This window comes from Microbacterium sp. UMB0228 (assembly GCF_002871415.1).
Lineage (GTDB): Bacteria > Actinomycetota > Actinomycetes > Actinomycetales > Microbacteriaceae > Microbacterium.
This window is the reverse complement of record NZ_PNFU01000001.1, coordinates 438,740-462,374: the sequence shown is the minus strand read 5'-3', so window position 1 is coordinate 462,374 and position 23,635 is coordinate 438,740. Positions and strand designations below refer to the sequence as shown.

Here is a 23,635-nt window from a genome sequence, read left to right as displayed (position 1 = left end):
TACGCCTCGCCGCGGACGGCGAGCGTCTGCGACCGCGCGATGCGGAAGTAGCCCGGCACCATGAAGACGCCGACGGTGGCCATCAGCAGCTCGAAGTTGTTGCGGCTGCCGGCGGCGACCACGAGCAGGATGATCATCCCAGGGATCGACTGGAGGGCGTCGCTGATCCAGGTCGCGACCCGGTCGAAGGCGCCGCCGAAGTACCCGGCCGCGACACCCGACGGAACCCCGATGACGAGCGCCGTGACGATCGTGATGAGCGCACCCCACAGCGTCGTCCTCGTCCCGTAGATGAGGCGGCTGAGGATGTCGCGGCCGGTGGAGTCGCCGCCGAGGAGGTGCTCCGGGGAGGGCGGGGCCTTCGCGGCTGCGAGGTCGACGAGGTTCGGGTCCATCGGCGCCAGCAGTGGCGCGAACACCCCGACGAGCACGATGAGCACGAAGATCGCGAGCGGGATGGAGCCGCCGGGGTGACGGAGGAAGCGTCGGAACAGGCTCGACCGGCGCTTCTGGGCGGCCCGGTCGAAGGCGACGCGGATGTCTGTCGTGGTCATGCGACGCGCACCTTCGGGTTGATCCAGCCGAGCACGAGGTCGAGCAGGAGGTTGATGAGGACGACGAAGACGATGGAGACCACCGTGATCCCGAGCAGCATGGGGATGTCGCCGTTCTGCGACGACTGGTTCGTGAGCTGCCCCAGACCGGGGAGGCTGAAGATCTGCTCCACCACGATGGCGCCGGAGAGCAGCCCCACGAACATCAGGGCGATCACCGTGAGCGCGGCGGGCGAGGCGTTGCGGAGGATGTGCAGGTTCACCCGCGCGGCGGACAGGCCGCGGCTACGGAGGGTGCGCACCCAGTCCTGGCGGCTCTGGGCGATCACGGCGTTCCGCAGCTGCTCAGACACGGCGACGATGCCGCCCAGGGCGAGGGAGATCGCCGGCAGCGTGATCGAGCGCAGCCACCCTTCGACGGACTGGGTCGGCGGGACGTAGCCGACGGCGGGGAACCACTGGAGCTGCACAGCCAGCCACATCACCAGGACCAGGCTCACCCAGAACCCGGGGAGCGCGAAGAGGACGACGGAGATCCCCTTGATGATCCGGTCGAACCAGGTGCCGGGGCGGAGTCCGGTGATCATGCCGAAGGCGACGCCGATGACCGCGGTGATGAGGGTCGCGAGGGTCACGACGGAGAGCGTGACGGGGACCTTGACCGCGAGCTGCGCGCCGACCGGCTGGAAGTTGCGCCACGAGACGCCGAAGTCGAGCAGCACGGCGTGGGAGAACCAGTCCCAGAACTGCACGATCAGGGGGCGGTCGAGACCGATCTTCGCCGCCAGCGCCTCCTGCTGCGCAGGACTCGCCGTGGTCCCGAGGAGCGAGGTGGTCGGATCGCTGATCGCGAGGTGGGCGAGGAAGAACGTGCCGATCGAGACCGCGACGAGCAGGAGGATGCCGGACAGCACCCGCTTCGCCGTGAAGAGGAGCATGGGGGCCTCTCGAGGGTGAGGAGGAGGGGAAGGGATGCCGGGGCGGCCGCGTGGCGACCGCCCCGGCGGGCGTTCAGCCCTGCGTGATGTACCGCAGCGTCGGGAACATCATCCCCACGACGGGCTGCAGCTGGATGCCGGGCGCCGTGTAGTAGATGTTGTTCGCCTGGTACCAGACCGACCACCAGGCCTGGTCGACGAGGGCCTCGTTGAGCTCCTTGATAGCGGCGGTCTGCGCGTCGCCGCGCTCCGTCTGCACCTTCTCGACGAGCGGGGCGATGACCTCGTTCTTGGCGTAGTCGGGCTCCGGGTTGAACCACTGCACGCTCGTCAGCTGCCGGGAGACGGTGGCCACGTCGTTGCCGTCCATCGCGAGGAAGGAGATGAACATCGGGTAGTTCGGGGCGTTGAGCTGGTAGTCCGGCATCTGCATGTTGTCCCAGGTGACGGTGATGCCGAGCTCGTTGAGGGCCTGCTCGGCCGACGGCTTCCACATCTCGAAGATCGGGGACATCGGCATCGAGATGTCGAAGCCGTCCGGGTAGCCGGCGTCGGCCAGGAGCTCCTTCGCCTTGTCCATGTTGAACGCGTAGGCGTCGTTGAGCTCGGGGTCGTTGATGTCGCCGCCGTCCGGGAACACCTGGTTGGTGGCCACGCCCGCACCGCTGCCGACCGCCGCGAGGACGGCCGCACCGTCGAACGCGTAGTTCAGCGCCTGGCGCACCTCGAGCTTGCCGAGGGGCTCGCTCTTCGCGCCGGTGTGGTCGGTGATGACGAGGCCCGCCCACCCGGAGACCCGCTGGGCGGTGTTCCAGCCCTGCTGCTCGGCCTGGTCGAGGTTGGCCACGTCGCCGTACTGCACGTTGATCTGGCCGCTGAGCATCGCGTTGTGACGGGCGGTCGCATCGGTGATCGGGTAGATCGCGAGCTCGGCGAACGGGTACGTCTCCGCGTCCCAGTGGTCCTCGGTCTTGGTGAAGTGGTACTCGGCACCCGCGACGCTGGTGTCGCTGTCGAGCACATAGGGGCCGGAGCCGATCGGGTCGCTGCCGAGCGTGCCCGCCTCGATGGACGCCGGGGACATGACGTAGCTGCGGCCGAGGCCCATCAGGTAGAGGATCGTGTCGTCGCGCTGCGTGAGGGCGATGCGGACGGTGTCGTCGTCGACCTTCTCGAAGCCCTTCGCGTTGACGTAGGCCTCGCCGGACCGGGCGCCGGCCTTGAGGTACTCGAGGCTCGCGACGACGGCGTCGGCGTCGACAGGGGTGCCGTCGCTGAACACGGCGTCGGTGCGGATGTCGAGGTCGATGCTGAGGTCGTCGTCGGCCACGGTCCACTTCGTCGCGAGCGACGGGATCGGGGTGCCGTCGGCGTCGAGGGCGATCAGGGCGTCGTACACCGCGGACAGGTAGGGGCCGTCGAAGCCGATGTCGGCGAGGGACGGATCCCACGACGTGACATCGAGGAAGTTGCCGATGTTGAGGGCGTCAGGGCCTTCGGCGCCACCGCCCTCGGATGGCGAGGGCGTTCCGCCGCCGCTGCAGCCGGCGAGCGCGAGGGTCGCGGCGACGGCGGCGGCGACCGCGAGGGGCATTCGTTTCATGGTTCCTTCTCTCGGGTGCAGGGGGTGGTGAAGAAGGGTCGAAGAGCCGCTGACCGGAGACCGGGACCGACGCCACTTCGATGTGTCGTGCTGGTTAGTCTACATGCGTGGAAAAAGAGCGCAAGCGTGTTTCCGACCCCGGCCGCACGGACCGATGCCTCAGCGCGCACGCACCTTGCTCCCCCGCGCACATCCCCGCGTCCGTGCCCCGCGTCCGCCCGTGCCGGTGCGGGTACTGGGATCAGTAACGCACCCCTGCCCTCCCCGCGCGGCCCATTTCTGATCCCGCCACCGCGCCCACCCTCCAGCCAGATCAGAAACGCCCCTCGGCGACACCTTTTCGGCACCACTTTGATCCCGTACCGGGGTGAGCGACGGCGCGAGCGGGCCACGTTGCCCCCCCAAGGGCCGCCGCACCCCTCGCCGGGATCAAAAACGCACCGCTCACCCGGCCCGCAGGACCGCTTCTGATCCGGCGCGTGCGCGGGGGCACTTCCGATCCAGCACGGAGGCGAGGAGCACTTCCGATCTGCTGCGAACACGAGGAGCACTTCTGATCCGGGGCTCCGGAGAGCGGTCCGGTCGCGCACGAGCAGCACGCCCGGCGGCCGACACACAGCCGCCACCAGAAGCGGGATCAAGATCGGCCGCACGCCCTTCTCACGTGGCGCGTTATCGAATCGGCGCGCGGAACGTTACGCCGTGCGGGATCAGAAACGCGCCTGCGGGGCGCCTGCGAGGTGCGGAACCGATCCCGCACGCGGAGTAGGGCGCGGGGGCGAGCGAGTGCGGGATCAGAAACGTGCCTGCGGGGCGCCTGCGAGGTGCGGAACTGATCCCGCACGGAGTGGGACGCGGGGCGAGCGAGTGCGGGATCAGGAACGGGCCCGCGGGGCGCGCGGGAGGTGCGGAAGTGATCCCGGATGCCGGCGGGGGCGGGGCGGAGGAGGGGGCAGGCGCGAAAGGTCACCAGGTGCCGTCGGGGCGGACGGCATGGTCGACGCGGCAGCCGGCGAGGGCGGCGCAGACCTCGGCTCCGTGGTCGCGGGCGAGAGCGAGAGCGGCGTGGTTCTCCTCGAGCTGCGCGACGCGGGAGGCACCGAAGAGCACGGTGGCCGTCGCGGGGTTCGCCAGACAGAAGGCGATGCCGAGGGCGGCCGGGGTCACCCCGAACTCCCCCGCGACCCGCGCGACCTCGGGGTACACGGCGAGGATCCGCTCGCGGATACCCCCGACATCGGCACCGATCTTGCGCTGAGGCATCCGTCCCGTCGCGAGGATTCCACCCTCGAACACGTCCGAGGCCTGCAGCGCGAGGGTTCCGTCGGCGAACAGCGGGCCGTACGCGTCGCCCTCCGCCATGGCCCGTCGGGCGATGCCGTACTTGAGCTGCGCGAACGAGGGGCCGGTCGCCCCCTGCACCTCCGCCTCGGCGAGCGCCGCCCTGGTGTCCGCGATCCGCCAGTTGTTGATCCCCCACGAGTCGACCAGGCCGTCCGTGAGGAGGGCGTTCACGTCGGCGACGAGCCGCGGCATGTCCGGGGCGTCGAGGTAGTCGCCCACCACGAGGGTGTCGAAGCGGTCGAGGCCGGCCCGCTCGAGCGACTCCTCGATCTGCCCGCGGAAGCCCTGGTTGGGCCAGTCCCAGAGCCAGAGCTTGCCGCACAGCACGACCTCGGCACGGTCCACCCCGCTCGCCCGGAAGGCCTCTCCGAAGAGGATGTCGGTCCGGGAGTTCTCGGCGTGCGGCCCCATGTTGTAATACGCGATGTCGAAGAATCCAGCGTCGAGCTCGACCGCCCGGTGGATGAGCTGCACGGCGTCGTCGAACTCCATGCGATCCCAGGTGTTCCACGATCCGAGGGCGAGCGGCGGCACCGTCGCGCCTCCCGGAGACAGCGGTGTGCGGGGGTATGTCGCATCGGGCATGAGGGCTCCTTCGCCGTCTCGGGGCACGGGGTTGTGTTTTTCTATGTTTGTAGAATATAACGGACTCATCCCGTCAGAGAACCCGTCAGTGAGGACGAACATGACCGCTTCCCCCCGTCGCATCCTGGTCACCGGAGGCGCGTCCGGGCTCGGCCGCGGCATCGCCACCGCCTTCCGCGCCGCCGGGGATGATGTGTTCATCGGCGACGTGGACGCGGGCGCCGCCGCAGCCGTCGCCACCGAGATCGGAGCCACCGCCCTCCCCCTCGACATCGGCGACGAAGCGTCGGTGCAGGCGGCGGCCGGACGGCTCCGCGAGGCCGGCGGTCTCAACGTCCTCGTCAACAACGCCGGCGTCGTCGCCGGCGGCGGAACGCTCCAGGAGGTCGCGGTCGACGCGGTCGATGCGGCCCTGCGCGTCAACGTCCGCGGCACGTTCCTCATGCTGCGGGTCTTCGGCGGGCTGCTCGCCGCGGCCGGCCACGGGGCCATCGTCAACATCTCCTCGATCGGCGCCCGGCAGCCCACTCCCGGCCTCGGGCACTACGAGGCCACGAAGGCCGCGGTCGACGCGCTCACCCGGACGGCGGCCATCGAGCTCGCCGGCTCCGGGGTGCGGGTCAACGCCGTCGCCCCCGGCCCCGTGCTCACGCCCCTGACCGCCGACTTCGCCTCGAACCCGGACGCCCGCGCCGCGTGGGAGTCGCGCATCCCGCTCGGCACCATCGCCGAGGTCGACCAGGTCACCCCGCTCGTGCTGTTCCTCGCGAGCGAGGCCGCCAGCCACATCACCGGGGTCTCGGTCCCCGTCGACGGCGGCCAGCTCCTCGTCTGACCCCCGTCTCCCTCCGTGCGGGATCGATTCCGCCCCTCCCGGGCACCGCGGAGGACCGTCTTCGATCCCGCCACCCGCCCCGCGACTGGAGAACCATGACCCTCCCCACCACCACCCGCGCCGCGGTGCTCACCGCGCACGGCGAGCCGCTCACGCTGCAGGACCTCCCGCTGCCCGCCGAGATCGAACCCGGCGCCGCCCTCGTCCACATCGCCTGCACCACGCTGTGCGGCACGGACATCGAGATCTGGGAGGGGAAGATGTCGTTCCCCGGCATGCTCCCCATGGTCCTCGGCCACGAGATGGTCGGCGAGATCGTGGCCACCGGACCCGACACCCGCGACGCGCTCGGCCGCCCGCTGTCCCCCGGCGACCGGATCGGCTGGTCGGAGTCCACCTGCGGCGCATGCCACGGGTGCGTCGTGCTCCGCGAGCCGGTCGCCTGCTCCCGCCGCGGCTACGGCTTCCTCCAGCGCGCCGACGTGCCGCCGTTCGCGACGGCCGGGCTCTCCGAGTACGCGTACGTGACCCCGGGTGCCGCCAAGCTCCTGCTCCCGGCGGCGGTGAAGGACACCTGGGCCTCCATGGCGGGCTGCGCCGCGAAGACCGTCCTCCGCGCGTTCGAGCGGGCCGGCCGCATCCGCCCCGGCTCCCGCGTGGTGGTGCAGGGCTCCGGCGCCCTCGGCATCTTCGCCACGGCCGTCGCGAAGATCGCGGGTGCCGGGCAGGTCATCACCGTCGGCGCTCCCGCGGCCCGTCTGGAGCTCGCCACCCGCTTCGGCGCCGACGCCGTCGTCGACTTCCGCGACGGGCCCGTCGTCGACCAGGTCCTGGCGCTGACCGGAGGCCAGGGGGCGGACCACGTGTTCGACTTCGCGGGAGCCCCGAGCGTCGGACCGGACGCGGTCGGCATGGCCGCCCAGCGCGGCACCGTCGCGATCGTCGGCTCCACCGGTCCCGCGGGAGACGGCTTCGCCCTGAGCACGATCATGGGCAAGGAGCTCACGGTGGTCGGCTCGCTCAACGGCGACATCTCCGACTACGCCCGCGCGATCGACTTCTTCACGGCCTTCGCCGACCGCTTCCCGTGGGACGACCTGTTCAGCGCCCCGGTCGGACTCGCCGACGCCTCCGCCAAGATCGCCCACATGCACCACCTCGATGAGGTCAAGGCCGTCATCGACCCGAGCCTCTGAGGAGCATCATGACCATTCCCCTCCCCCTTCGCGAGATCGGCCGCAGCGGCCTGCATGCCTCCCTGTTCTCCCTGGGCTCGTGGCACACCTACGACCGCATGGACTTCGCCGACGCGGTCGCACTCCTGCGCGAGGCCACCGACCGTGGCGTGAACCTCTTCGATGTGGGCGTGTACTCCGCACCCGGCGCCCCGCCCGTCTTCACCGACGTGATCTTCTCGGCGATGGTGCGCGCGGCGGGGCTGCGCCGGGAGGAGTGGCTGCTGTCGTCGAAGCTCTGGCTGGAGGCCTTCGGCGCCGACGGCTTCCGCCCGCAGCTCGAGAACGCCCTGATGCGGGTGGGCACCGAGCACGCCGACCTCGTGATCCTCGGCGACCTGCGCCGCGACGACCTCGAGCTTCGCGACCTCGTGCTCGACCTCGCCGCCCTCACCGACGCCGGCCTCATCCGCGCGTGGGGCGTGAACAACTGGTCGGCGGGGAGCATCCAGACCCTGATCGACCTCGCCGCCGCGGAAGGCGTGCCCGGTCCGCAGATCGCGCAGCTCAAGTACAGCGTCTCGCGCCGGTCGATCCCGGACGGCGAGCCGTTCGCGCGCCTCTGGGAGCAGGGCCTCACGCTGCAGGCCTCGGACTGCCTGGAGGGCGGGATCCTCGCCGGGACGGTGAACGGCGGCCGGCAGATCGGGCGCGACCCCGGCGGCATCCGCGAACGGATCATCGCCGACGTCCCCGCGTTCACCGCGGTCGCGGAGGACCTGGGCGTGACCCCGGCCCAGCTCGGCATCGCCTTCACCCTCACCCACCCCGCCCTGACGACCACCCTGTTCGGCGCCTCCCGCCTCGCGCAGCTGCGGGCGAACCTCGACGCGGCCGCCCTCGTCGACCGCATCGGCGCCGCCGAGCTGCGCCGTCTCGTCGAGCCCTTCTGGGCCGACCGCGGGGTCGTCGACCCCGAAGGCCCCTGACGCCGTCCCACCCGAGGAGAACCATGACCATCCCCGTCCCCTTCGATCCCGACGTGCAGGCCGTGCTCGACGAGATCGCGAAGAACCCGCAGCCCGCGCTCACCCGCGAGACCCTGCCGCGCGACGGCGTCGACCGGATGTTCCCGGACAACGACACCGTGATCGCCGGCCGGGACATCACGTGGGAGGACCGCGTCATCCCCGGCCCGCCCGGAGCACCGGACATCGAGGTCACGATCTTCCGCCCCGCGGGGTCCGAGACCTCGACGCTCCCGGGCTTCGTGAACATCCACGGCGGCGGCATGATCGTCGGCCACCGCTCGTGGGAGACGGCGCGGGTCGTCGACATCGTCGCGGAGCATGGCGTCGTGGCCGTGAACGTCGAGTACCGCCTCGCACCGGAGGACCCGTACCCCGCGGGCGTGGAGGACTGCTACGCGGCCTTCGTGTGGACGCACGCCCACGCCGCGGAGCTCGGCATCGACCCCGCGCGCATCGTCGTGGGCGGAGGCAGCGCGGGCGGCGGTCTCACTGCGGCCGTCGCCCTGCTGGCGCGCGATCGACGGGGCCCTGTCATGGCCGGGCAGCTGCTGCTGTGCCCCATGATCGACAACACCAACACCACGGTCGCCAGTCGGCAGTATGACGGCATCGGCACCTGGCAGCGCGACATGAACCTCCTCGCCTGGTCATGCGTCCTCGGCGAGGAGCTCGCGTTCAGCACCGAGGCCCCGGCCTACGCCGCGCCGAGCCGCGCGACGGACGTCTCCGGGCTCCCGCCCGCGTACATCGAGGTCGGCGAGGCGGAGATGTTCCGCGACGAGGACACCGCGTACGCCCTCCGGATCTGGGAGACCGGCGGACAGGCCGAGCTGCACGTCTGGGGCGGCGGCGCCCACGGCTTCGACATGTACATGCCGGAGGCCGAGATCACCCGCGCCGCCCTCGCCGCCCGTGCCTCCTGGCTGCGACGGATCTGGCGGGCCGCCGCATGAGCACGCCGGAGCCGGTGCCCTACGACCCGGAGCTCGTCGCCGGACTCGACGCCTTCGTCGACCTCGTCGAGGTCATCCCGCTGCGCGCGGACACGATCCACGCCAACCGCGACCACTTCGCCACGATCATCCCGCCGATGGCCGTGCAGGCGGACGGTCGCGCCGTGACCTGGGAGGACCGGGTCATCCCCGGCCCCGCCGGGGCTCCAAACCTCGAGATCACCGTCGTGCGCCCGGCGCAGGCGCCCACGGACCCGGCACCGGCAGTGCTGTCGATCCACGGCGGCGGCATGGTGCTCGGCACGCGCTTCTTCGGGACCGCCGAGCTCATCGACCTCGCCGAACGGCACGGCGTCGTCGGCGTCGCGGTCGAGTACCGCCTCGCCCCCGAGCACCCGGGACCGGCACAGGCGGAGGACTGCTACGCGGCGCTGGAGTGGATGGTCGTCCACGCCGACGAGCTCGGCATCGACACCTCCCGCATCATCGCCTCCGGGCAGAGCGCCGGCGGCGGGCTCTCGGCGGCGGTCGCGCTGCTCTCCCGTGACCGCGGCGGGCCCCGGCTGGCCGGGCAGCTCCTCGGCTGCCCGATGCTCGACGACCGCAACGAGACCCCGTCGAGCCGCCAGTACGACGGCTTCGGCGCCTGGGACCGCAACAACAACGACACCGCGTGGGACGCGATCGCCGGGGCCGACCGGTTCACCGACCGCGTGTCGCCGTACACGGCACCGGCCCGGGCCACGGATCTGTCGGGACTCGCTCCGGCGTTCATCGAGGTGGGCGCCGCGGAGACCTTCCGCGACGAGGCCGTCGACTACGCGCTGCGGATCTGGGCCACGGGCGGGCAGGCCGAGCTGCATGTCTGGGCCGGCGGCTACCACGGTTTCTCGGGGTTCTCCCCCGATGCCGAGGTCTCCCGGGCCGCCGTGGCCGCGCGGGAGAGCTGGCTGCGCCGCGTGCTGCGCCTCGAGGGATGACTCTTCCGTTCGCCGCTGACGCCCCGCGGCCCCGCATGGGCACTCTGCGGGCGATGCTGGTGCTCGGCATGCTGGAAGCCTTCGGTCCACTGTCGATGGACCTCTACCTGCCGCAGCTCCCCCAGCTCGCGGCCTCGCTCGGCACGACCGAGGCCCTGGCGCAGGTGACGATGTCGGCGTGCATGATCGGTCTCGGTCTGGGGCAGCTCGTCGCCGGTCCTCTCAGCGACCGGCTGGGCAGACGCCTGCCACTGCTGGTCGGCGTCGCGGCGTTCGCGGTGCTCTCCGCGGTGTGCGCCGTCGCTCCGACCATCGAGCTGCTGCTCGTCGCGCGCTTCCTGCAGGGGCTGGCGGGATCGGCGGGCATCGTGATCTGCCTGGCGATCGCCCGCGACCAGTTCGAGGGGGTCGAGCTCTCCCGCATGCTCTCGCTGCTGTTCCTCGTCTCGGGCACCGCGCCGATCATCGCGCCGGTGGTGGGCGGCCAGCTCGCCCGCATCATGGACTGGCGCGGGATCTTCGGGGTGCTGTCCGCGGTCGGCGTGCTGTTGCTGCTCGTGGTGGTGTTCGCCCTGCCGGAGACCCTGTCGCCATCCGCCCGTCACCGCGGGGGCCTCCGGGTCTGGGGCGCGCACGCCGGCGCGGTCGTCCGCGACCGGCTCTTCGTCGCCGTGCTGTGCGCCGCCGCCGGAGGCGGTGTCGCGTTCTTCACCTACCTGTCGATGTCGTCGTTCGTGCTGCAGGACGAGTTCGGTCTCAGCCCGCAGGAGTTCAGCGTCGCCTTCGCGGCCGGCGCCCTGGCGAGTATCGCGGGCAGCCAGCTGAGCCGACTCGTGGTGCGGCGTTGGGGGCCCCTCCGCGTCTACCTGGGCGGGATCACCGCGACGCTCCTGGTGACGACGGCTTTCCTCGTGCTCGCGCTTCTGGGCGTCGGCATGAGGGGTGTCGTGATCGCGCTGGTCGGATTCATGCTGTGCTCCGGCATCGGCGGGCCCAATGGCCAGACGCTGGCGCTCGCCCATCACGGAGTCCGTGCCGGCACCGCTTCGGCCCTTCTCGGGATGGCGACATTCCTGTTCGGCCCCGTGCTCGCCCCCGTGGCCGCCGGTCTCGGCGGGACCACGGCCCTCACGATGGCCGTGACGATGACGGTCGCGGCTGCGGCAGCGGCGTTCGCCGCCTGGGCCTTCGTCCGGCCCGCAGCCCGCGGTCAGTAGCGGGCCGAGAAGGCGCCGTCCGCCTGAAGGAGCTGACCGGAGATCCATCGCCCCTCGTCAGAGACGAGGAACTCGACGACGGCGGCGATGTCGGCGGGTCGCCCGAGCCTGCCCAGCGGCGTCATCTCGCCCAGGGAGGTGCGGGTCTCGTCGTCCATCCAGCCGGTGTCGATCGGGCCGGGGTTCAGTACGTTCGCGGAGATGCCGCGCGGACCCAGTTCGCGGGCGGCGGAGATGACGAGCCGATCGAGCGCGCCCTTGGAAGCGCCGTACGGGAGGTTGCCGGTGACGTGATCGCTCGTGAGCGCCACGATCGCGCCGCCGTCCTCGCCGACCTGGCGTGCGAACGCTGCGATCAGGAGCAGGCTCGCCCGCGCGTTCACGGCGACGTGCAGGTCGAAGCTCTCCGCCGTGGTGTCGAGGATTCCGGACTCGACATCGTGCGCGTGGCTGAGGATCAGTGCCGAGATCGGACCGTGCTGTGCAGTCACCTCCGCCACGAGGGTTGCGGGGCCGTCCGGCGTCGACAGGTCCGCCGGGTGGTCGGCGTCGCGCAGATCGCTGGTGACGACCGTCCACCCCGCAGCGCGCAGGCGCGGGACGATACCAGCGGCGATGCTGTTCGCGCGGGCGGCACCGGTGATCAGGGCGATGGGCATGCGTTCACGGTAGCGGACCTCCCTCACGCTCCACGATCACATCCCGGCGCACATCACGACGACACCGCCGGCCATCGCCCAGGACTCGACCGTCAGCGACCGCACCGCTCCCCCGCGGTGCAGCTCCGGACGGCGCCACGGCGCCACGACCGCCCACCCGACGACCCCGAGAGCACCCACCAGCACGAACGCCGAGAGCACACCGTCGAAGCCATGGGCGCCGTGACCGCTCTCGACCCCGGTACCCGCTCCGGAGGTCGAGGCCGAATCGAACATGCACGCCGCCATCACGAGCGAGCCGAGCGCCCGGTGGCAGCACGCGGAAGCCGACGGCATCCCGCGCACGCCCATCGTCCCGAGCATGGCCGAGAGCAGCAGCAACGCGCCCCAGATGATCCCGCCCAGCGCGTCGAGGACCCCCGCGGCCATCAGCAGCATCCCCACGGCCATCACCACTGCCGCCTGGCGTCCCTGCCACGGCACAGCGCGCCGCGCGGCGAGGCACGCGCCGGCTGACACGAGCGCCGCCGCCGCCATCAGCCACGATGCTGCCGGGAGCAGAAGGTCCACAGCCGAAGTATATTGATCGAGCGCTCAAAAAAGCGAGACCCCGTCGCGATGCGACACAATGAGCACGTGCCCCGCATCGTCGACCATGATGAGCGTCGCCGTCAGATCGCCGACGCGCTGCTCGTCGTCGCCGCCAGGGACGGTCATGAGAGCGTGTCCTCGCGGGCGGTCGCGAAGGAGCTCGGCGTCGCGACCGGCTCCCTGTGGCACTACTTCGACGGCTTCGACGACGTCGTCCGCGCCGCGGCGGCCGAGGTGACCCGTCGCACCGACGAGCGCATCGCCGCCGCGACGCACGGACTGCGCGGCCTCGCCCGCCTGCGGGCCCTGATGGGCGAGGTGCTCCCCGTCGACGAGCGCACCCGCACCGAGGCGCACGTGGTCGTCGGCTTCTGGGGACGCCTGGCCACTCTCGCCCCGGCCCCCGACGCCGGAGCCCCGACCCTCGCGACGTGGCAGGACAGCATCCGTGAGGCCCTGGACGAGGCGGCGGCCGACGGCGAGCTGCGCCCCGACACCCCCACCGGCGACCTCCTTGCCCTCCTGCGCTCGATCACATACGGCCAGCAGGTCGTCGAGGTCACGGAGCCGCAGACGCCGGCGGCGCACTTCGCGGTTCTCGACAGCATCCTCGCCCCCTGGCGACGCTGACCTCGACATCGCCCACACGCCACGGTTGTGCGCCCGTGCACGCCGTCGTATCATCGTGCCAACCCGTTTCTTGAGCGTTCGCTCGAAAATAGTGAGGTCAACGATGTCCCCGCACGCCCCCCAGCCCGTCTCCCTCGAGCCCATCGCCGCTCCGCATCCGCTCGATCCGCTCACCGGCGCCGAGATCGCCGCCGCCCGCGCGGTGCTCGACGCGGCCGGCCTGCTGACGGCGACCACCCGCGTGCCCATGCTGCTCCCCGACGAAGCCACGAAGGAGGAGCTCGCGGCCTGGCGCCCCGGCGCCCCCATCGACCGCCGGGTGGACGTGACGCTGCTCGACACCGCCACCGGCGTCGCGACCGAGGTGATCGTCTCGACCACCCGCGGCGAGATCGTGCGCCAGGACCGGGTGCCCAACGACGCCCCGCCCTACGGCCAGCCGCAGTACCTGTTCGAGGAGTACGAGCGGGCCGAGGCCATCGCCAAGGCCTCGCCGGAATGGCAGGCAGCCATGCGCCGCCGCGGCCTGACGGACCACATGGCCCTCGCCTTCTGCTCTCCCCTGGCCCCGGGCTACACGGGCCGGGCCGACGAGGTGGGCCGCCGCGTGATCCGGTCCCTCACCTTCCTCCGATACGACGAGCAGGATTCGCCGTGGGCGCACCCCGTCGAGGGGCTGATCGTGCACATCGACCTCACCACGGACAGCGTGATCCGCGTCGAGGACGAGGGCGACGTGCCGGTCCCGGCCGGACACGGCAACTACTACCCGGAGGTGCAGGGCGCGGCGCGGACGACACTGAAGCCCATCGAGATCACCCAGCCGGAGGGGCCGAGCTTCGGCGTGTCCGGCTCGCTCGTCGAGTGGGAGGGCTGGTCGATGCGCGTGGGCTTCAACGCCCGCGAGGGTCTCGTCCTGCATGACGTGTCGTTCCAGGGGCGCTCCGTGCTGCACCGGGCGAGCGTGCCGGAGATGGTCGTGCCCTACGGCGACACCGCTCCCGGGCGCTTCTGGATCAGCTACTTCGACGCGGGCGAGTACCTCCTCGGCAAGAACGCCAACCACCTGGAGCTCGGCTGCGACTGCCTCGGCGTGATCCGGTACCTCGACGGCTACGTCGCCGACGACCACGGCCACCCGGTGCGCATCCCGAACGTGATCTGCATGCACGAGGAGGACTTCGGCATCCTCTGGAAGCACACCGACCTCTCCGGACGCTCCGACGTGCGGCGCTCACGGCGCTTCGTCGTCTCGTACTTCTCCACCATCGGCAACTACGACTACGGCTTCTACTGGAACTTCGGACTGGACGGCTCGATCGAGGTCGTCGCCAAGGCCACGGGCATCGTGTTCGCCGGTGCCGGAGAGCCGGGGGTCCGCCAGAAGCACGCGACCGAACTCGCCCCCGGCGTCTTCGCCCCGGTCCACCAGCACCTGTTCTGCGCGCGCCTCGACGTGGCGATCGACGGCCAGGACAACCGCCTCGTCGAGGTGGACGCGCAGCGAGTGCCGATGGGGCCGGACAACCCGTTCGGCAACGCGTTCACCTGGTCGGAGACGGTGCTGGAGACCGAGCACGCCGCCCAGCGCGAGGCGGACTCCTCCGTCGCCCGGGTGTGGGAGGTGCAGAGCGCCTCGCGGACGAACCACGTCGGCCGCCCGACCGCCTATCACCTCGTGCCGGAGCCGACCGCTCTGCTGATGGCCGACCCCGGGTCGTCCGTCGCGGCGCGCGCGGCCTTCGCCACGAAGCACCTCTGGGCGACCCGGTACGAGCGCGGCCAGATCTGGCCCGCCGGGCGCTATCCCAACGCGCACCAGGGCGGCGCGGGCCTCCCGGAGTACACCGCCGACGACCGCCGGATCGACGGCGAGGACATGGTGCTGTGGCACACCTTCGGGCTCACGCACTTCCCCCGCCCGGAGGACTGGCCGATCATGCCCGTGGACTACGCGGGATTCTGGTTCAAGCCCTACGGCTTCCTCGACCAGAACCCGGCCATGGACGTGCCGGAGTCCTCCCAGGCGCACGGCGGTGCGACGGCGACCTCCTGCTGCGGCGGCGGCGACTCCTGCGCCTGCGGCCACTAGCGACCGTCCGGCGGTGCCGCGCCGTCGCGGGTGCGAAAAGGTGCCCCGATCGCTCCGGGCAGGAGCTTTTCGCATCCCGCACCGCGGGGAGGGCGACGATCGACTCAGGTGAGGGCGGCGATTGCGTCGCGAAGGATGCCGTCGGCGTCCGCCAGCGCGGCCGCGGCGGTCTCGGCGGAGGCGCCGGTCGCGAGCAGGAGCAGCGCGAGCTTGACCGAGCCGTCCGCGGCCTCCAACGCGGAGGACGCGGCGTCGACGTCCACGCCCGCGAGCTGCGACACCGTGCGGATCGAGCGGGCGTGCAGCTTCTCGTTCGTCGCGAGCAGGTCGACCATGACCCCGCGGTACGTCTTGCCGAGCTTGATCATCGAGAGCGTCGTCAGCATGTTCACGACGAGCTTCTGCGCCGTGCCGGACTTCAGCCGCGTGGAGCCCGAGATGAACTCCGGCCCCGTGACGACTTCGATCGCGATCTCGGCCTCCGCGCCGATCGCCGACCCGGCGTTCGAGGCGATCGCCACCGTGAGCGCGCCGAGGCCCCGCGCGTACCGCAGCCCGCCGATGACGTAGGGCGTGCGGCCGGATGCCGAGATCCCCACCACCGTGTCCAGGTCGGTGAGGTCCAGGTCGCGCAGAGCCACGGCCGCGGCCTCGTCGTCGTCCTCCGCGTTCTCCACCGCCGAGCGGATGGCCGTCTCCCCGCCCGCGATGAGCCCCACGACCATCGACGGGTCGGTGCCGAAGGTGGGCGGGCACTCGCTCGCGTCCAGCACGCCGATGCGTCCGGCCGTGCCCGCGCCGATGTAGATGAGGCGACCGCCGCGTCGGAACCGCTCCGTGATGCCGTCCACCGCCGCCGCGATCTCCGCCGTGCGACCGGCCACGGCCTCGGGCACGCGCCGGTCCTCGGCGTTCATGCGCTCGACGAGCTCGGTCGTGCTGAGCAGGTCGAGGTCGCCGCGCTCGGTGGTGGAGGCCTCGGTGTCGAGGCCCGCGAGCTCGGCGAGGAGGGTGGTCAGACGGGAGTCATTCGGCACGGTGCACGAACCTTTCATGGGGGAGGTCGAGGCGACGGGTCAGCAGCAGGGCCCCGTCCATGGCGCCGCCTCGCGCGGGGACGACGCGGTGGCCGCTCGTCTCCAGGGCGCGGGTCAGGGCGGCGCGGAAGCCGTCGTGGTCGGTGAGGCCGCCGTGCAGCACGACGTCCGCTGTCGCGCCGGCGGCCGCAGCGGTCGTCGCCGCGAGGAGCCGGACGGCCTCGTCCACGATCCCGCTGGCGACGGCGTCGTCGTCTGCGGCCGCGGCGAGCACGAGGGGCGCGAGGGTCGCGAGGCGGCGGGCGAGGGCTCCGTCGGCGGCGAGCCAGGCCTGCACGGCCGAGGGCGGGCCCACGGGGGCGGCGAGCGCCGCGGTGAGAGCGGTGGGCGCGGCCAGCCCGTCGTGGGCACGGAGCACGGCGCGCAACGCCTCCCGGCCGAGCCAGGATCCGCTGCCGAAGTCGCCCAGCTCGGGGCCCCAGCCGTCGACCAGACGCGCACCGGAGGGGTCGACGCCCAGCGCCACGGCTCCGGTGCCGGCGATGAGCAGCACGCCCGCCGCGCCGTCGAGAGCGCCCGCGTGAGCGGTGACCACGTCCGACGCCACGGCCACGCGTGCGCCGGTCCGTGCGGCGAGCGCGGCGGCGAGTTCCGCGGCCGCCTCCGGGGCGAACCAGGCGCCGGCCGCCCCCACGCCGAGCGTGTCGATGCGCCCGACATCGTCGAGCAGCGGGAGAATCGCGGTGAGCGCCGCCTCCACTCCGCCCGCGGCGGCGAGGCCCGGGGCTCCGAGCCCGGAGCGCTCCCCGGCCGTCCTGCCGTGCACGACGAGACGGCAGCGGGACTTGCCGAGATCGACGGTGGCGGTCGTCTCGCTCATCGGCACTCCTCGGATCCGGCGGAAAGAAAGAAAAGCGACTACACAACACGTAGACTCGCTGAAAAGAATTTACCATCCCGTTCCGCCGTTCCGGAGGATACCGTGAGCATCCAGTCGACGATCGAAGCCGCCGCTGCGACCCTGCCCCCGTCCCTGGCCCGCGTCGCGGCCGCTGTGCGGGAGAACCCGAGCCTCGTGATCGACAAGACGATCAGCGAGCTCGCGACGGAATGCCGCACCTCGGTCGCGTCCGTCGTCCGGTTCTGTCGGGCGATCGGCTTCACCGGGTACGCCGCGCTGCGCATGGCCCTGGCCACCGAGCTCGGCAAGGAGGCCGCCCAGTTCTCCGCCCGCGGCGCCTACGGCTCCGAGATCTCCGACGAGGACTCCCTGGAGGAGGCCGTCTCCAAGCTCGCCGCCCTGGAACTCCTCGCGATCGAGGAGACCGTCGGACAGCTCGACTTCGCCGTGCTGACGGCGGCGGTCGCGGCCATCGACAGCGCCGACCGCATCCTCCTGTACGGCATCGGCGCCAGCCAGTTCGTCGCGGAGGACCTCGCACACAAGCTGCTCCGCGTCGGCCGCAACGCCCACGTCCTCTCCGACCCCCACGAGGCGATCGCCGCCGCCGTGCTCCCCGTCGGGACGACCGTCGCTATCGGGTTCTCGCACGCGGGGTCGACCATCGAGACGGTGCGGTTCCTCGAAGCCGCCGTCGCCAACGGCGCGACGACGGTGGCCGTCACCTCCGTGAAGGACTCCCCTCTCGCCCAGGTCGCCGACCACGCCCTGTTCACCGAGGTGCGCGAGTCGACCTTCCGCGCCGGGGCGATGGTGAGCCGGATCGCCCAGCTGGCCCTCGTGGACTGCCTGTTCATCGGCGTCGCCAAGCGCCGGTATGCCGAGACCGTCGACGCCTTGCAGCGCACGCGTCAGGCGACGCGCCTCCTCCGCGACTGACGACGCCTCGCCCCGTCAGTCGAGCGCCGACTCCGGGGTGGCACGGGCATCCGCGCGCGTCGCGGAGGGTCCCATCGTGCCGGCGGTCCGCAGGAACACGATGATCCAGCTGAAGATCAGCACGGCCGCGATGAGCTCGACCGCCGTGAGGTTGTAGTAGCCGACCGCGAAGAACGCCCCCAGCAGCACGATGACCAGCACGTACGCCCAGCCGAGTCCCACGAACACCCGCGGGATGCTGCGCACGAACCACGGCAGCCCGACGACGATCACCGCGAACACCACCGCCATGCCCGTCGCGACCGTGTTGTGCAGGCCGAAGAACTCGTCCACCGGGAAGATGCCCACGCACGCGAGGAAGATCCCCATGAGGATGAGGCCCCCGCGCACGATCGTCCGACCGCGACGGTCGACCGGGTCGTCGACGGGCAGCCCCGCAGTCGCATACCGGGAGATGGTCGTCACCATGATCCCCGCGATGATGAGGGTCACGTTGAAGGCCACCGAGGCGCTGTTGCTGCTCATGCCCAGCGCGGACAGGTTGTCGCGCCACCAGTGCACGTCGCTCGACGCCAGCATCGCCGCGAACGCCCCGACGACGAGGAACACCGCCAGCACCAGCGACAGCACGCTCGGCGTCAGTGCGACGGCGCTGAGGAAGGCGACGTAGCCGGTGAGTGCGAAGGCCACCGCGACGAGGATCGCCCCGGGGAATGGGAAGACCGGGGCGTCGACGAAGCTCTGCTCCAGCAGCTGCGCGATGCCGAGCCAGCCGAGGTAGGCGATGGCGGCGTGCGCGAACGCGATGGCGGCGAGGTCGTACCAGCGGAGCCGGTCGCCGGGGACGGCGAATCCGTCCCTCGCGACCGACGGATCGGACTCCGGGGACCTCACGGCGAGGCGTCCCAGAGCGAAGGCGAGGGCGGCCGCGATGGCACCGCCGTACGCCGCGAACATGCCGATCGATCCGGTGCCGCTGATCGAGAGCTGGTGCCCCCAGAACACCGGCAGGGCCACGAGGAATCCCCCCAGCAGGAACGCCGCGCCGACGATCAGCGCCGTCGCCTCGAACACCGCGTCCGAGGTGGCGGGTCCACGCACCTGACGGAGCACGTGCCGGATCCGCTCCCCCACCGTCGACATCATCCCGCCGTTCACGGACCACATCCTAGACGGCCGCCCCGCGCGGCCGTCGCCGGTGGTAGCATCGCGGAACGGATCGTATACAACGTCGTCGTTCCCACCAGCCCGAGGTGATCAGTCATGAACGGTGCCCTCACCACCCCCGCCGAATCGGTGTCGACCCTCGTCGCGCGCAACATCAGCGAGTTCCGCGCCGCCGTCTCCGAGTCGTTCGTCCCGCTGCAGGTGTCCTCCGCGGGCGCCGACCAGTTCCGCGGCGTGATCCGCGGTGCCGCCGTCGACGAGGTCCACGTCAACGACATCCGCGCGACCTCGCACGTCGTCGAGCGCACCACCGAGCTCATCGCCCGCGGCGACCGCTCGTACTTCAAGGTGAGCCTGATGCTCGCCGGGACCGGGCTGCTCATCCAGGACGACCGCGAGGCCGTGCTGCAGCCGGGCGACCTCGCCGTCTACGACACCGATCGCCCGTACTCCCTCGTCTTCGATCAGGACTTCCGCACCATGGTGGTCATGTTCCCGAAGCACCTCATCAGCCTGCCCGCGGACATGATCGGACAGCTCACGGCCGTCCGCATCTCCGGGCAGGAGGGGCTGGGCGGCATGGTCGTGCCGTACCTGACGCAGCTGGCCGGCAACCTCGACGAGCTGGCCGGCACGACGGGGGCTCGGCTCGCGCACAGCGCCCTCGACCTCGTGACCACCGTGTTCACGCGGGAGCTCGGTCTCGACCAGGCGTCCGCCGACCCGCACCGCGCCCTCATGCAGCGGATCCGTGCGCACATCGACCGCAACCTCGCCTCCACGGACCTCGGTCCGGCCTCCATCGCCGCGGCGCACTTCATCTCCACCCGCCACCTGCACGGTCTGTTCCAGGAGCAGGGGGTGACCGTGTCGACGTGGATCCGCACCCGCCGCCTGGAGCAGTGCCGCCGGGACCTCCTCGACCCGATGCTCGCCGACCGCCCCGTCGCCGCGATCGCCGCTCGCTGGGGCTTCGTCGACGCCGCGCATTTCAGCCGTGCGTTCAAGACCGCCTTCGGCGTCTCCCCCAGCGAGTACCGCGCCACCCACTGACCCCCTGCCCCCGCCCGCCCCGCGCCGGCGCGCGCCCGTCGCGCGCGGGATCAAAGCCGCCCCGCCAGTGCCCGCCCCGCGCACGTTCCTGATCCCGCACCGTCCCCCGCCCCGCGCGCGGGATCAAGAACGCACCCCACACGCCCTTGGCAGGTGCACTTTCGACCCCGCACCGAAGAGCGGCACGCCCTGCACGGAAGAACACGACTCCCGTGCACCAGAGGTACACCGCGTTCGGGTGCGGGATCAGGAACGGGCCTCATACGCGTCCGGCAGGGGCGTTTCCCGTCCCGCACCGGGGCGGCCGCACGCGGGACGCCGGTGCGGGATCAGGAACGCACGCCAAACGCGTCCGGCAGGGGTACTTTCGATCCCGCTCCGATGAAAGGCACGCCGTGCACGGGAGGGCGCGGCTCCCGCGCACCAGAGGACACGGCTGACTCCCGCGTGCGGGATCAGAAAGGCACCCCATCCGCGTCCGGCAGGGGCGTTTTCCGTCCCGCGCCGGGGCGGAAGCAGGCGGGACGCCCGTGCGGGACCAGGAACGCACCCCAAACGGGTCCGGCAGGGGCGCTTTTGATCCCGCACGGGGGCTGGGGACGTGACCGGAAGGCGGAGCTGCCGCGGGGACGGAACCGGTACGGGGCATCCGCGGGGGCGGGACTTGCCCGGGAGGGCACGCCGGTTGACTCTCGGTGCGGGATGGACTCCGCGCGCTTGAGGGCTCCCCCGGGCCGGCCGGAGCATGAGGCAAGCGCATCGCGACGACGCGGTGCCCGGGGCGACGAGGCCCCGCCGTGTGCGACGTCAGGACCCTCATGACCGACATCTCCACCGACCCCGCTCTGGACGCATGGCGCACGTACGACGAGTTCGCCGCGGGCATCGACACCTTCCGCCTGCCGAGCACGACGCTCCCCGGAACCGCGCTCACGCTCACCCTCGACGACGACACCACGCTCGCGCTCCGGTTCGACGAGGACTCCGTGACCTGGGAGGGGCTGGGCTCCTCGGGACGCGACCCGTATGACGCGGTCCGCGTGCGCGACGACGTCGTCTTCGTGGACATCCCCTTCGAGAGCCGCGAGCGGGAAGCCCTCACCGTCGTGTTCTCCACCACGACCCACCGCGCCACCGTCATCCGCTCCCGCATCGCGGCGGAAGCCGTCGAGGGCACCCCGCAGGTCGGGCAGGACTTCTGGGCCGCGACCACCGACGCCGGCCCCGCGACCGGAGAGGTCCCCGGTCCGAGCCGTGACCTCATCGGCAAGCGGAACGTCTACCGCTACAGTCCCCACCACCTGTACGAGCACGTCTACGTCTCCAGCCAGCGCTACGCGTGGCAGTGCCTCGAGGGCGTCCAGCGCGGTCACGGCGACATGGACCTCTCCACGGTGTGGAAGTTCGCGGACGGCCTCTACCTCTTCTGCTTCCGCGAGTTCCGGATCGCGGTCGCCAGCGTCTGGCTCCACGACCTCGGCTACCAGCTCATGACGACGGGGATCTTCCTCGGACTCAACGGCGACGGCGAGTCCGAGCACTCCCGCGCCGGCGGACACATCTACCCCCTGGGTGCCGTCGCCTACCCCGACGCCCAGCCCGTCTGACCCTTCGACCCTTCGACCCTTCGACAGGCTCAGGGACCCAGCCTTCGACAGGCTCAGGGACCCAGCCTTCGACCCTTCGACAGGCTCAGGGACCCGGAACGAAAGAGAGAACATGAGCAACGCAGACCTCATCCGCGACCACTACGCCGCGAACGACCGGGGCGACCTGGACGGCATGCTCGCGCCCTTCGCGGCCGACATCGAGTGGACGGAGGCCGCCGGGTTCCCCTACGCCGGGACCTACATCGGCCCGGATGCGGTCGCCGAGAACGTCTTCGGCCGCATCCAGGAGGAGTTGGACGACTACACCGTCGCGATCGACGAGGTCGTCGACGGCGGCGACGTCGTGGTCGGCATCGGCACCTACTCCGGCACCTACAAGCGCACCGGGCGGTTCTTCGCCGCCCGGGTGGCCCACGTCTGGCGCGTGGCGGGCGGCGAGATCGTCGCCTTCGAGCAGTTCACCGACACGGAGCTCGTGAACCGCGCCCTGCGCGCGCCGTCGACGAGCACCGACACCCAGCCTTCGAGCTGACAGCACGACCCGAACAGGAGAGGCAGGAAGCACATGAACAGACGAGCATCCGGCACCGCGGCGGTCATCGCCGTGGCCGCCCTCGCTCTCGCCGGCTGCGCCGGTGGCGACGGAGCCGGGGGCGAGGGCGCCCCCATCGTCGTCGGCTCCGTGAACACGATCAGCGGTCCGGCGACGTTCCCGGAGGCCTCGCAGGCGGCCGCCGCCGTCTTCGACGCGTTCAACGAGGAAGGCGGCCTGGACGGCCGAAAGATCGAGTACAAGATGCTCGACGACAAGGGCGACCCGGCCACGGCCACCGCCTCGGCACGGGAGATCGTGGGCAGCGACGAAGCCGTCGCGCTCGTGGGCTCCGCGAGCCTCATCGAGTGCGAGATCAACGCGAAGTACTACGAGCAGGAGGGCATCCTCTCGGTGCCCGGCATCGGCGTCGACACAGGGTGCTTCGACAGCGAGAACATCTCGCCGGCCAACGTCGGCCCGTTCAACGACATGACCCTCACGCTGCAGTACGGCTCCGAGGTGCTCGGACTCGACGACATCTGCATCCTGCTGGAGATCGCCGGCTCCACCCGCCCGACCTACCAGGCGGCGATCGACACCTGGACCGAGATCACCGGCAAGGAGCCGAAGTACGTCGACGACACCGTGCCATACGGCGCCTCCGACTACACGCCCTACATCGTCAAGGCGCGCGATCAGGGCTGCAAGGCCCTCGCGATCAACCCGGTCGAGCCCGACGCGATCGGACAGGTCAAGGCCGCGAACGCGCAGGGCTGGGACGACGTGACCTGGCTCTACCTCACGAGCGTCTACAGCGAGAACTTCGCCGACGCGATCGACGACGCGGGTGCCGGCATCTACGTCCCCGCCGAGTTCTACCCGTTCACGGACGACAGCGACATCAACGCGGACTGGCGGGCGCTGATGGAGGAGAACGACATCCCGCTCACCTCGTTCAGCCAGGGCGGCTACCTCGCGGCGACGTACTTCATCGAGGTGCTGAAGAGCATCGACGGCGACATCACCCGGGAGAGCGTCTCCGAGGCGCTGAAGGGCATGGACCCGATCGAGAACCCGATGGTGGGCACGCCCTACGCCTTCGGCACGCAGAACACCGCGGGCTGGCCGATCATCCTGAAGTCGGGCACGAACGCCTGGGAGAAGGTCGCCGACGACTGGCTCCGGATCGGCGAATAGTCCCGCGCT

At 71.4% G+C, this 23,635-nt stretch carries 22 protein-coding genes; 13 read left to right on the top strand and 9 right to left on the bottom strand.

Annotation, left to right across the window (positions count from 1 at the left end; all coding sequences use genetic code 11):
* The 4 genes from CJ226_RS02295 to CJ226_RS02280 form a co-directional block, all read right to left on the bottom strand.
* On the bottom strand, positions 1 to 554 hold a 554-nt coding region (locus CJ226_RS02295; protein WP_146008197.1), incomplete at its 3' end, for an ABC transporter permease.
* Complete coding sequence (locus CJ226_RS02290; RefSeq protein WP_102208200.1) at positions 551 to 1,492, bottom strand: ABC transporter permease; 942 nt, start codon at positions 1,490 to 1,492, stop codon at positions 551 to 553. The genes CJ226_RS02295 and CJ226_RS02290, both read right to left, overlap by 4 nt.
* 73 nt (positions 1,493 to 1,565) lie before the next feature.
* Positions 1,566 to 3,095 (bottom strand): ABC transporter substrate-binding protein, encoded by a 1,530-nt coding sequence (locus CJ226_RS02285; RefSeq protein ID WP_257996456.1) that lies wholly within the window; start codon positions 3,093 to 3,095, stop codon positions 1,566 to 1,568.
* Positions 3,096 to 4,061: 966 nt separating this feature from the next.
* Positions 4,062 to 5,024, bottom strand: coding sequence for an aldo/keto reductase (locus tag CJ226_RS02280; RefSeq protein WP_102208198.1), 963 nt, complete (start codon positions 5,022 to 5,024; stop codon positions 4,062 to 4,064).
* Between the two features lie 100 nt (positions 5,025 to 5,124).
* Here CJ226_RS02280 and CJ226_RS02275 point away from each other — a divergent pair, with 100 nt between their 5' ends.
* From CJ226_RS02275 to CJ226_RS02250, 6 genes are all read left to right on the top strand, one after another.
* A complete protein-coding gene (locus CJ226_RS02275) occupies positions 5,125 to 5,859 on the top strand; it encodes an SDR family NAD(P)-dependent oxidoreductase (protein WP_102208197.1) in 735 nt (244 codons plus the stop codon).
* Between the two features lie 95 nt (positions 5,860 to 5,954).
* Complete coding sequence (locus CJ226_RS02270; protein WP_102208196.1) at positions 5,955 to 7,055, top strand: zinc-binding dehydrogenase; 1,101 nt, start codon at positions 5,955 to 5,957, stop codon at positions 7,053 to 7,055.
* An 8-nt stretch (positions 7,056 to 7,063) separates the two neighbouring features.
* A complete protein-coding gene (locus CJ226_RS02265; protein ID WP_102208195.1) occupies positions 7,064 to 8,023 on the top strand; it encodes an aldo/keto reductase in 960 nt (319 codons plus the stop codon).
* Positions 8,024 to 8,046: 23 nt separating this feature from the next.
* Positions 8,047 to 9,018 carry an alpha/beta hydrolase gene (locus tag CJ226_RS02260; protein ID WP_102208194.1) on the top strand — a complete coding sequence of 324 codons (972 nt, stop codon included), beginning with the start codon at positions 8,047 to 8,049 and terminating at the stop codon, positions 9,016 to 9,018.
* Complete coding sequence (locus CJ226_RS02255; protein ID WP_102208193.1) at positions 9,015 to 9,998, top strand: alpha/beta hydrolase; 984 nt, start codon at positions 9,015 to 9,017, stop codon at positions 9,996 to 9,998. The genes CJ226_RS02260 and CJ226_RS02255 overlap by 4 nt, the downstream gene beginning before the upstream one ends.
* Positions 9,995 to 11,215, top strand: a complete 1,221-nt coding sequence (locus CJ226_RS02250; protein ID WP_257996455.1) for a multidrug effflux MFS transporter — start codon at positions 9,995 to 9,997, stop codon at positions 11,213 to 11,215. Before CJ226_RS02255 ends, CJ226_RS02250 begins: the two co-directional genes overlap by 4 nt.
* Here CJ226_RS02250 and CJ226_RS02245 read toward each other — a convergent pair.
* Together CJ226_RS02245 and CJ226_RS02240 are read right to left on the bottom strand one after the other, a co-directional pair.
* Entirely contained in the window at positions 11,209 to 11,874 is a 666-nt protein-coding gene (locus CJ226_RS02245; protein ID WP_102208192.1) for an SDR family oxidoreductase, read from the bottom strand. The genes CJ226_RS02250 and CJ226_RS02245 overlap by 7 nt on opposite strands.
* Positions 11,875 to 11,910: 36 nt before the next feature.
* Positions 11,911 to 12,444 (bottom strand): hypothetical protein, encoded by a 534-nt coding sequence (locus CJ226_RS02240; RefSeq protein ID WP_146008187.1) that lies wholly within the window; start codon positions 12,442 to 12,444, stop codon positions 11,911 to 11,913.
* A gap of 66 nt (positions 12,445 to 12,510) precedes the next feature.
* On the opposite strand from CJ226_RS02240, the gene CJ226_RS02235 reads away from it, so the two are divergent.
* Positions 12,511 to 13,095 (top strand): TetR/AcrR family transcriptional regulator, encoded by a 585-nt coding sequence (locus CJ226_RS02235; protein WP_102208405.1) that lies wholly within the window; start codon positions 12,511 to 12,513, stop codon positions 13,093 to 13,095.
* 103 nt (positions 13,096 to 13,198) lie between these two features.
* Positions 13,199 to 15,187, top strand: coding sequence for a primary-amine oxidase (locus tag CJ226_RS02230; protein ID WP_102208190.1), 1,989 nt, complete (start codon positions 13,199 to 13,201; stop codon positions 15,185 to 15,187).
* Positions 15,188 to 15,291: 104 nt separating this feature from the next.
* Here CJ226_RS02230 and murQ read toward each other — a convergent pair whose 3' ends face one another.
* Entirely contained in the window at positions 15,292 to 16,224 is a 933-nt protein-coding gene (gene murQ / locus CJ226_RS02225) for an N-acetylmuramic acid 6-phosphate etherase (RefSeq protein WP_062633437.1), read from the bottom strand.
* Positions 16,214 to 17,104 (bottom strand): BadF/BadG/BcrA/BcrD ATPase family protein, encoded by an 891-nt coding sequence (locus tag CJ226_RS02220; RefSeq protein ID WP_062633436.1) that lies wholly within the window; start codon positions 17,102 to 17,104, stop codon positions 16,214 to 16,216. Before CJ226_RS02220 ends, murQ begins: the two co-directional genes overlap by 11 nt.
* Positions 17,105 to 17,206: 102 nt before the next feature.
* Here CJ226_RS02220 and CJ226_RS02215 point away from each other — a divergent pair, with 102 nt between their 5' ends.
* Positions 17,207 to 18,064: a MurR/RpiR family transcriptional regulator gene (locus tag CJ226_RS02215; protein WP_062633434.1), complete on the top strand. Its 858-nt coding sequence runs from the start codon at positions 17,207 to 17,209 to the stop codon at positions 18,062 to 18,064.
* Positions 18,065 to 18,079: 15 nt separating this feature from the next.
* On the opposite strand, the gene CJ226_RS02210 is transcribed toward CJ226_RS02215, so the two are convergent.
* Positions 18,080 to 19,222, bottom strand: a complete 1,143-nt coding sequence (locus tag CJ226_RS02210; RefSeq protein ID WP_257996452.1) for a DUF998 domain-containing protein — start codon at positions 19,220 to 19,222, stop codon at positions 18,080 to 18,082.
* Between the two features lie 105 nt (positions 19,223 to 19,327).
* Here CJ226_RS02210 and CJ226_RS02205 point away from each other — a divergent pair, with 105 nt between their 5' ends.
* The 4 genes from CJ226_RS02205 (at position 19,328) to CJ226_RS02190 (ending at position 23,626) form a co-directional block, all read left to right on the top strand.
* On the top strand, positions 19,328 to 20,284 hold the full coding sequence (locus CJ226_RS02205; protein WP_025103869.1) for a helix-turn-helix domain-containing protein: 957 nt from the start codon (positions 19,328 to 19,330) through the stop codon (positions 20,282 to 20,284).
* An 818-nt stretch (positions 20,285 to 21,102) separates the two neighbouring features.
* On the top strand, positions 21,103 to 21,891 hold the full coding sequence (locus tag CJ226_RS02200; RefSeq protein ID WP_102208189.1) for a MoaF C-terminal domain-containing protein: 789 nt from the start codon (positions 21,103 to 21,105) through the stop codon (positions 21,889 to 21,891).
* 112 nt (positions 21,892 to 22,003) lie between these two features.
* Positions 22,004 to 22,426: a nuclear transport factor 2 family protein gene (locus tag CJ226_RS02195; protein ID WP_102208188.1), complete on the top strand. Its 423-nt coding sequence runs from the start codon at positions 22,004 to 22,006 to the stop codon at positions 22,424 to 22,426.
* Positions 22,427 to 22,459: 33 nt separating this feature from the next.
* Positions 22,460 to 23,626, top strand: a complete 1,167-nt coding sequence (locus tag CJ226_RS02190) for an ABC transporter substrate-binding protein (protein ID WP_102208187.1) — start codon at positions 22,460 to 22,462, stop codon at positions 23,624 to 23,626.
* The last annotated feature ends 9 nt before the right edge of the window (positions 23,627 to 23,635 follow it).

Excerpts from the sequence above, each read along its gene's own strand:
- CJ226_RS02265 (WP_102208195.1), top strand. The coding sequence starts at position 7,064 with ATGACCATTCCCCTCCCCCTTCGCGAGATCGGCCGCAGCGGCCTGCAT.
- CJ226_RS02220 (WP_062633436.1), bottom strand. The coding sequence starts at position 17,104 with ATGAGCGAGACGACCGCCACCGTCGATCTCGGCAAGTCCCGCTGCCGT.
- CJ226_RS02200 (WP_102208189.1), top strand. The coding sequence starts at position 21,103 with ATGACCGACATCTCCACCGACCCCGCTCTGGACGCATGGCGCACGTAC.
- CJ226_RS02205 (WP_025103869.1), top strand. The coding sequence starts at position 19,328 with ATGAACGGTGCCCTCACCACCCCCGCCGAATCGGTGTCGACCCTCGTC.
- CJ226_RS02280 (WP_102208198.1), bottom strand. The coding sequence starts at position 5,024 with ATGCCCGATGCGACATACCCCCGCACACCGCTGTCTCCGGGAGGCGCG.
- CJ226_RS02285 (WP_257996456.1), bottom strand. The coding sequence starts at position 3,095 with ATGAAACGAATGCCCCTCGCGGTCGCCGCCGCCGTCGCCGCGACCCTC.
- CJ226_RS02270 (WP_102208196.1), top strand. The coding sequence starts at position 5,955 with ATGACCCTCCCCACCACCACCCGCGCCGCGGTGCTCACCGCGCACGGC.
- CJ226_RS02255 (WP_102208193.1), top strand. The coding sequence starts at position 9,015 with ATGAGCACGCCGGAGCCGGTGCCCTACGACCCGGAGCTCGTCGCCGGA.
- CJ226_RS02190 (WP_102208187.1), top strand. The coding sequence starts at position 22,460 with ATGAACAGACGAGCATCCGGCACCGCGGCGGTCATCGCCGTGGCCGCC.
- CJ226_RS02290 (WP_102208200.1), bottom strand. The coding sequence starts at position 1,492 with ATGCTCCTCTTCACGGCGAAGCGGGTGCTGTCCGGCATCCTCCTGCTC.
- CJ226_RS02275 (WP_102208197.1), top strand. The coding sequence starts at position 5,125 with ATGACCGCTTCCCCCCGTCGCATCCTGGTCACCGGAGGCGCGTCCGGG.
- CJ226_RS02195 (WP_102208188.1), top strand. The coding sequence starts at position 22,004 with ATGAGCAACGCAGACCTCATCCGCGACCACTACGCCGCGAACGACCGG.
- CJ226_RS02260 (WP_102208194.1), top strand. The coding sequence starts at position 8,047 with ATGACCATCCCCGTCCCCTTCGATCCCGACGTGCAGGCCGTGCTCGAC.
- CJ226_RS02245 (WP_102208192.1), bottom strand. The coding sequence starts at position 11,874 with ATGCCCATCGCCCTGATCACCGGTGCCGCCCGCGCGAACAGCATCGCC.
- CJ226_RS02230 (WP_102208190.1), top strand. The coding sequence starts at position 13,199 with ATGTCCCCGCACGCCCCCCAGCCCGTCTCCCTCGAGCCCATCGCCGCT.
- CJ226_RS02250 (WP_257996455.1), top strand. The coding sequence starts at position 9,995 with ATGACTCTTCCGTTCGCCGCTGACGCCCCGCGGCCCCGCATGGGCACT.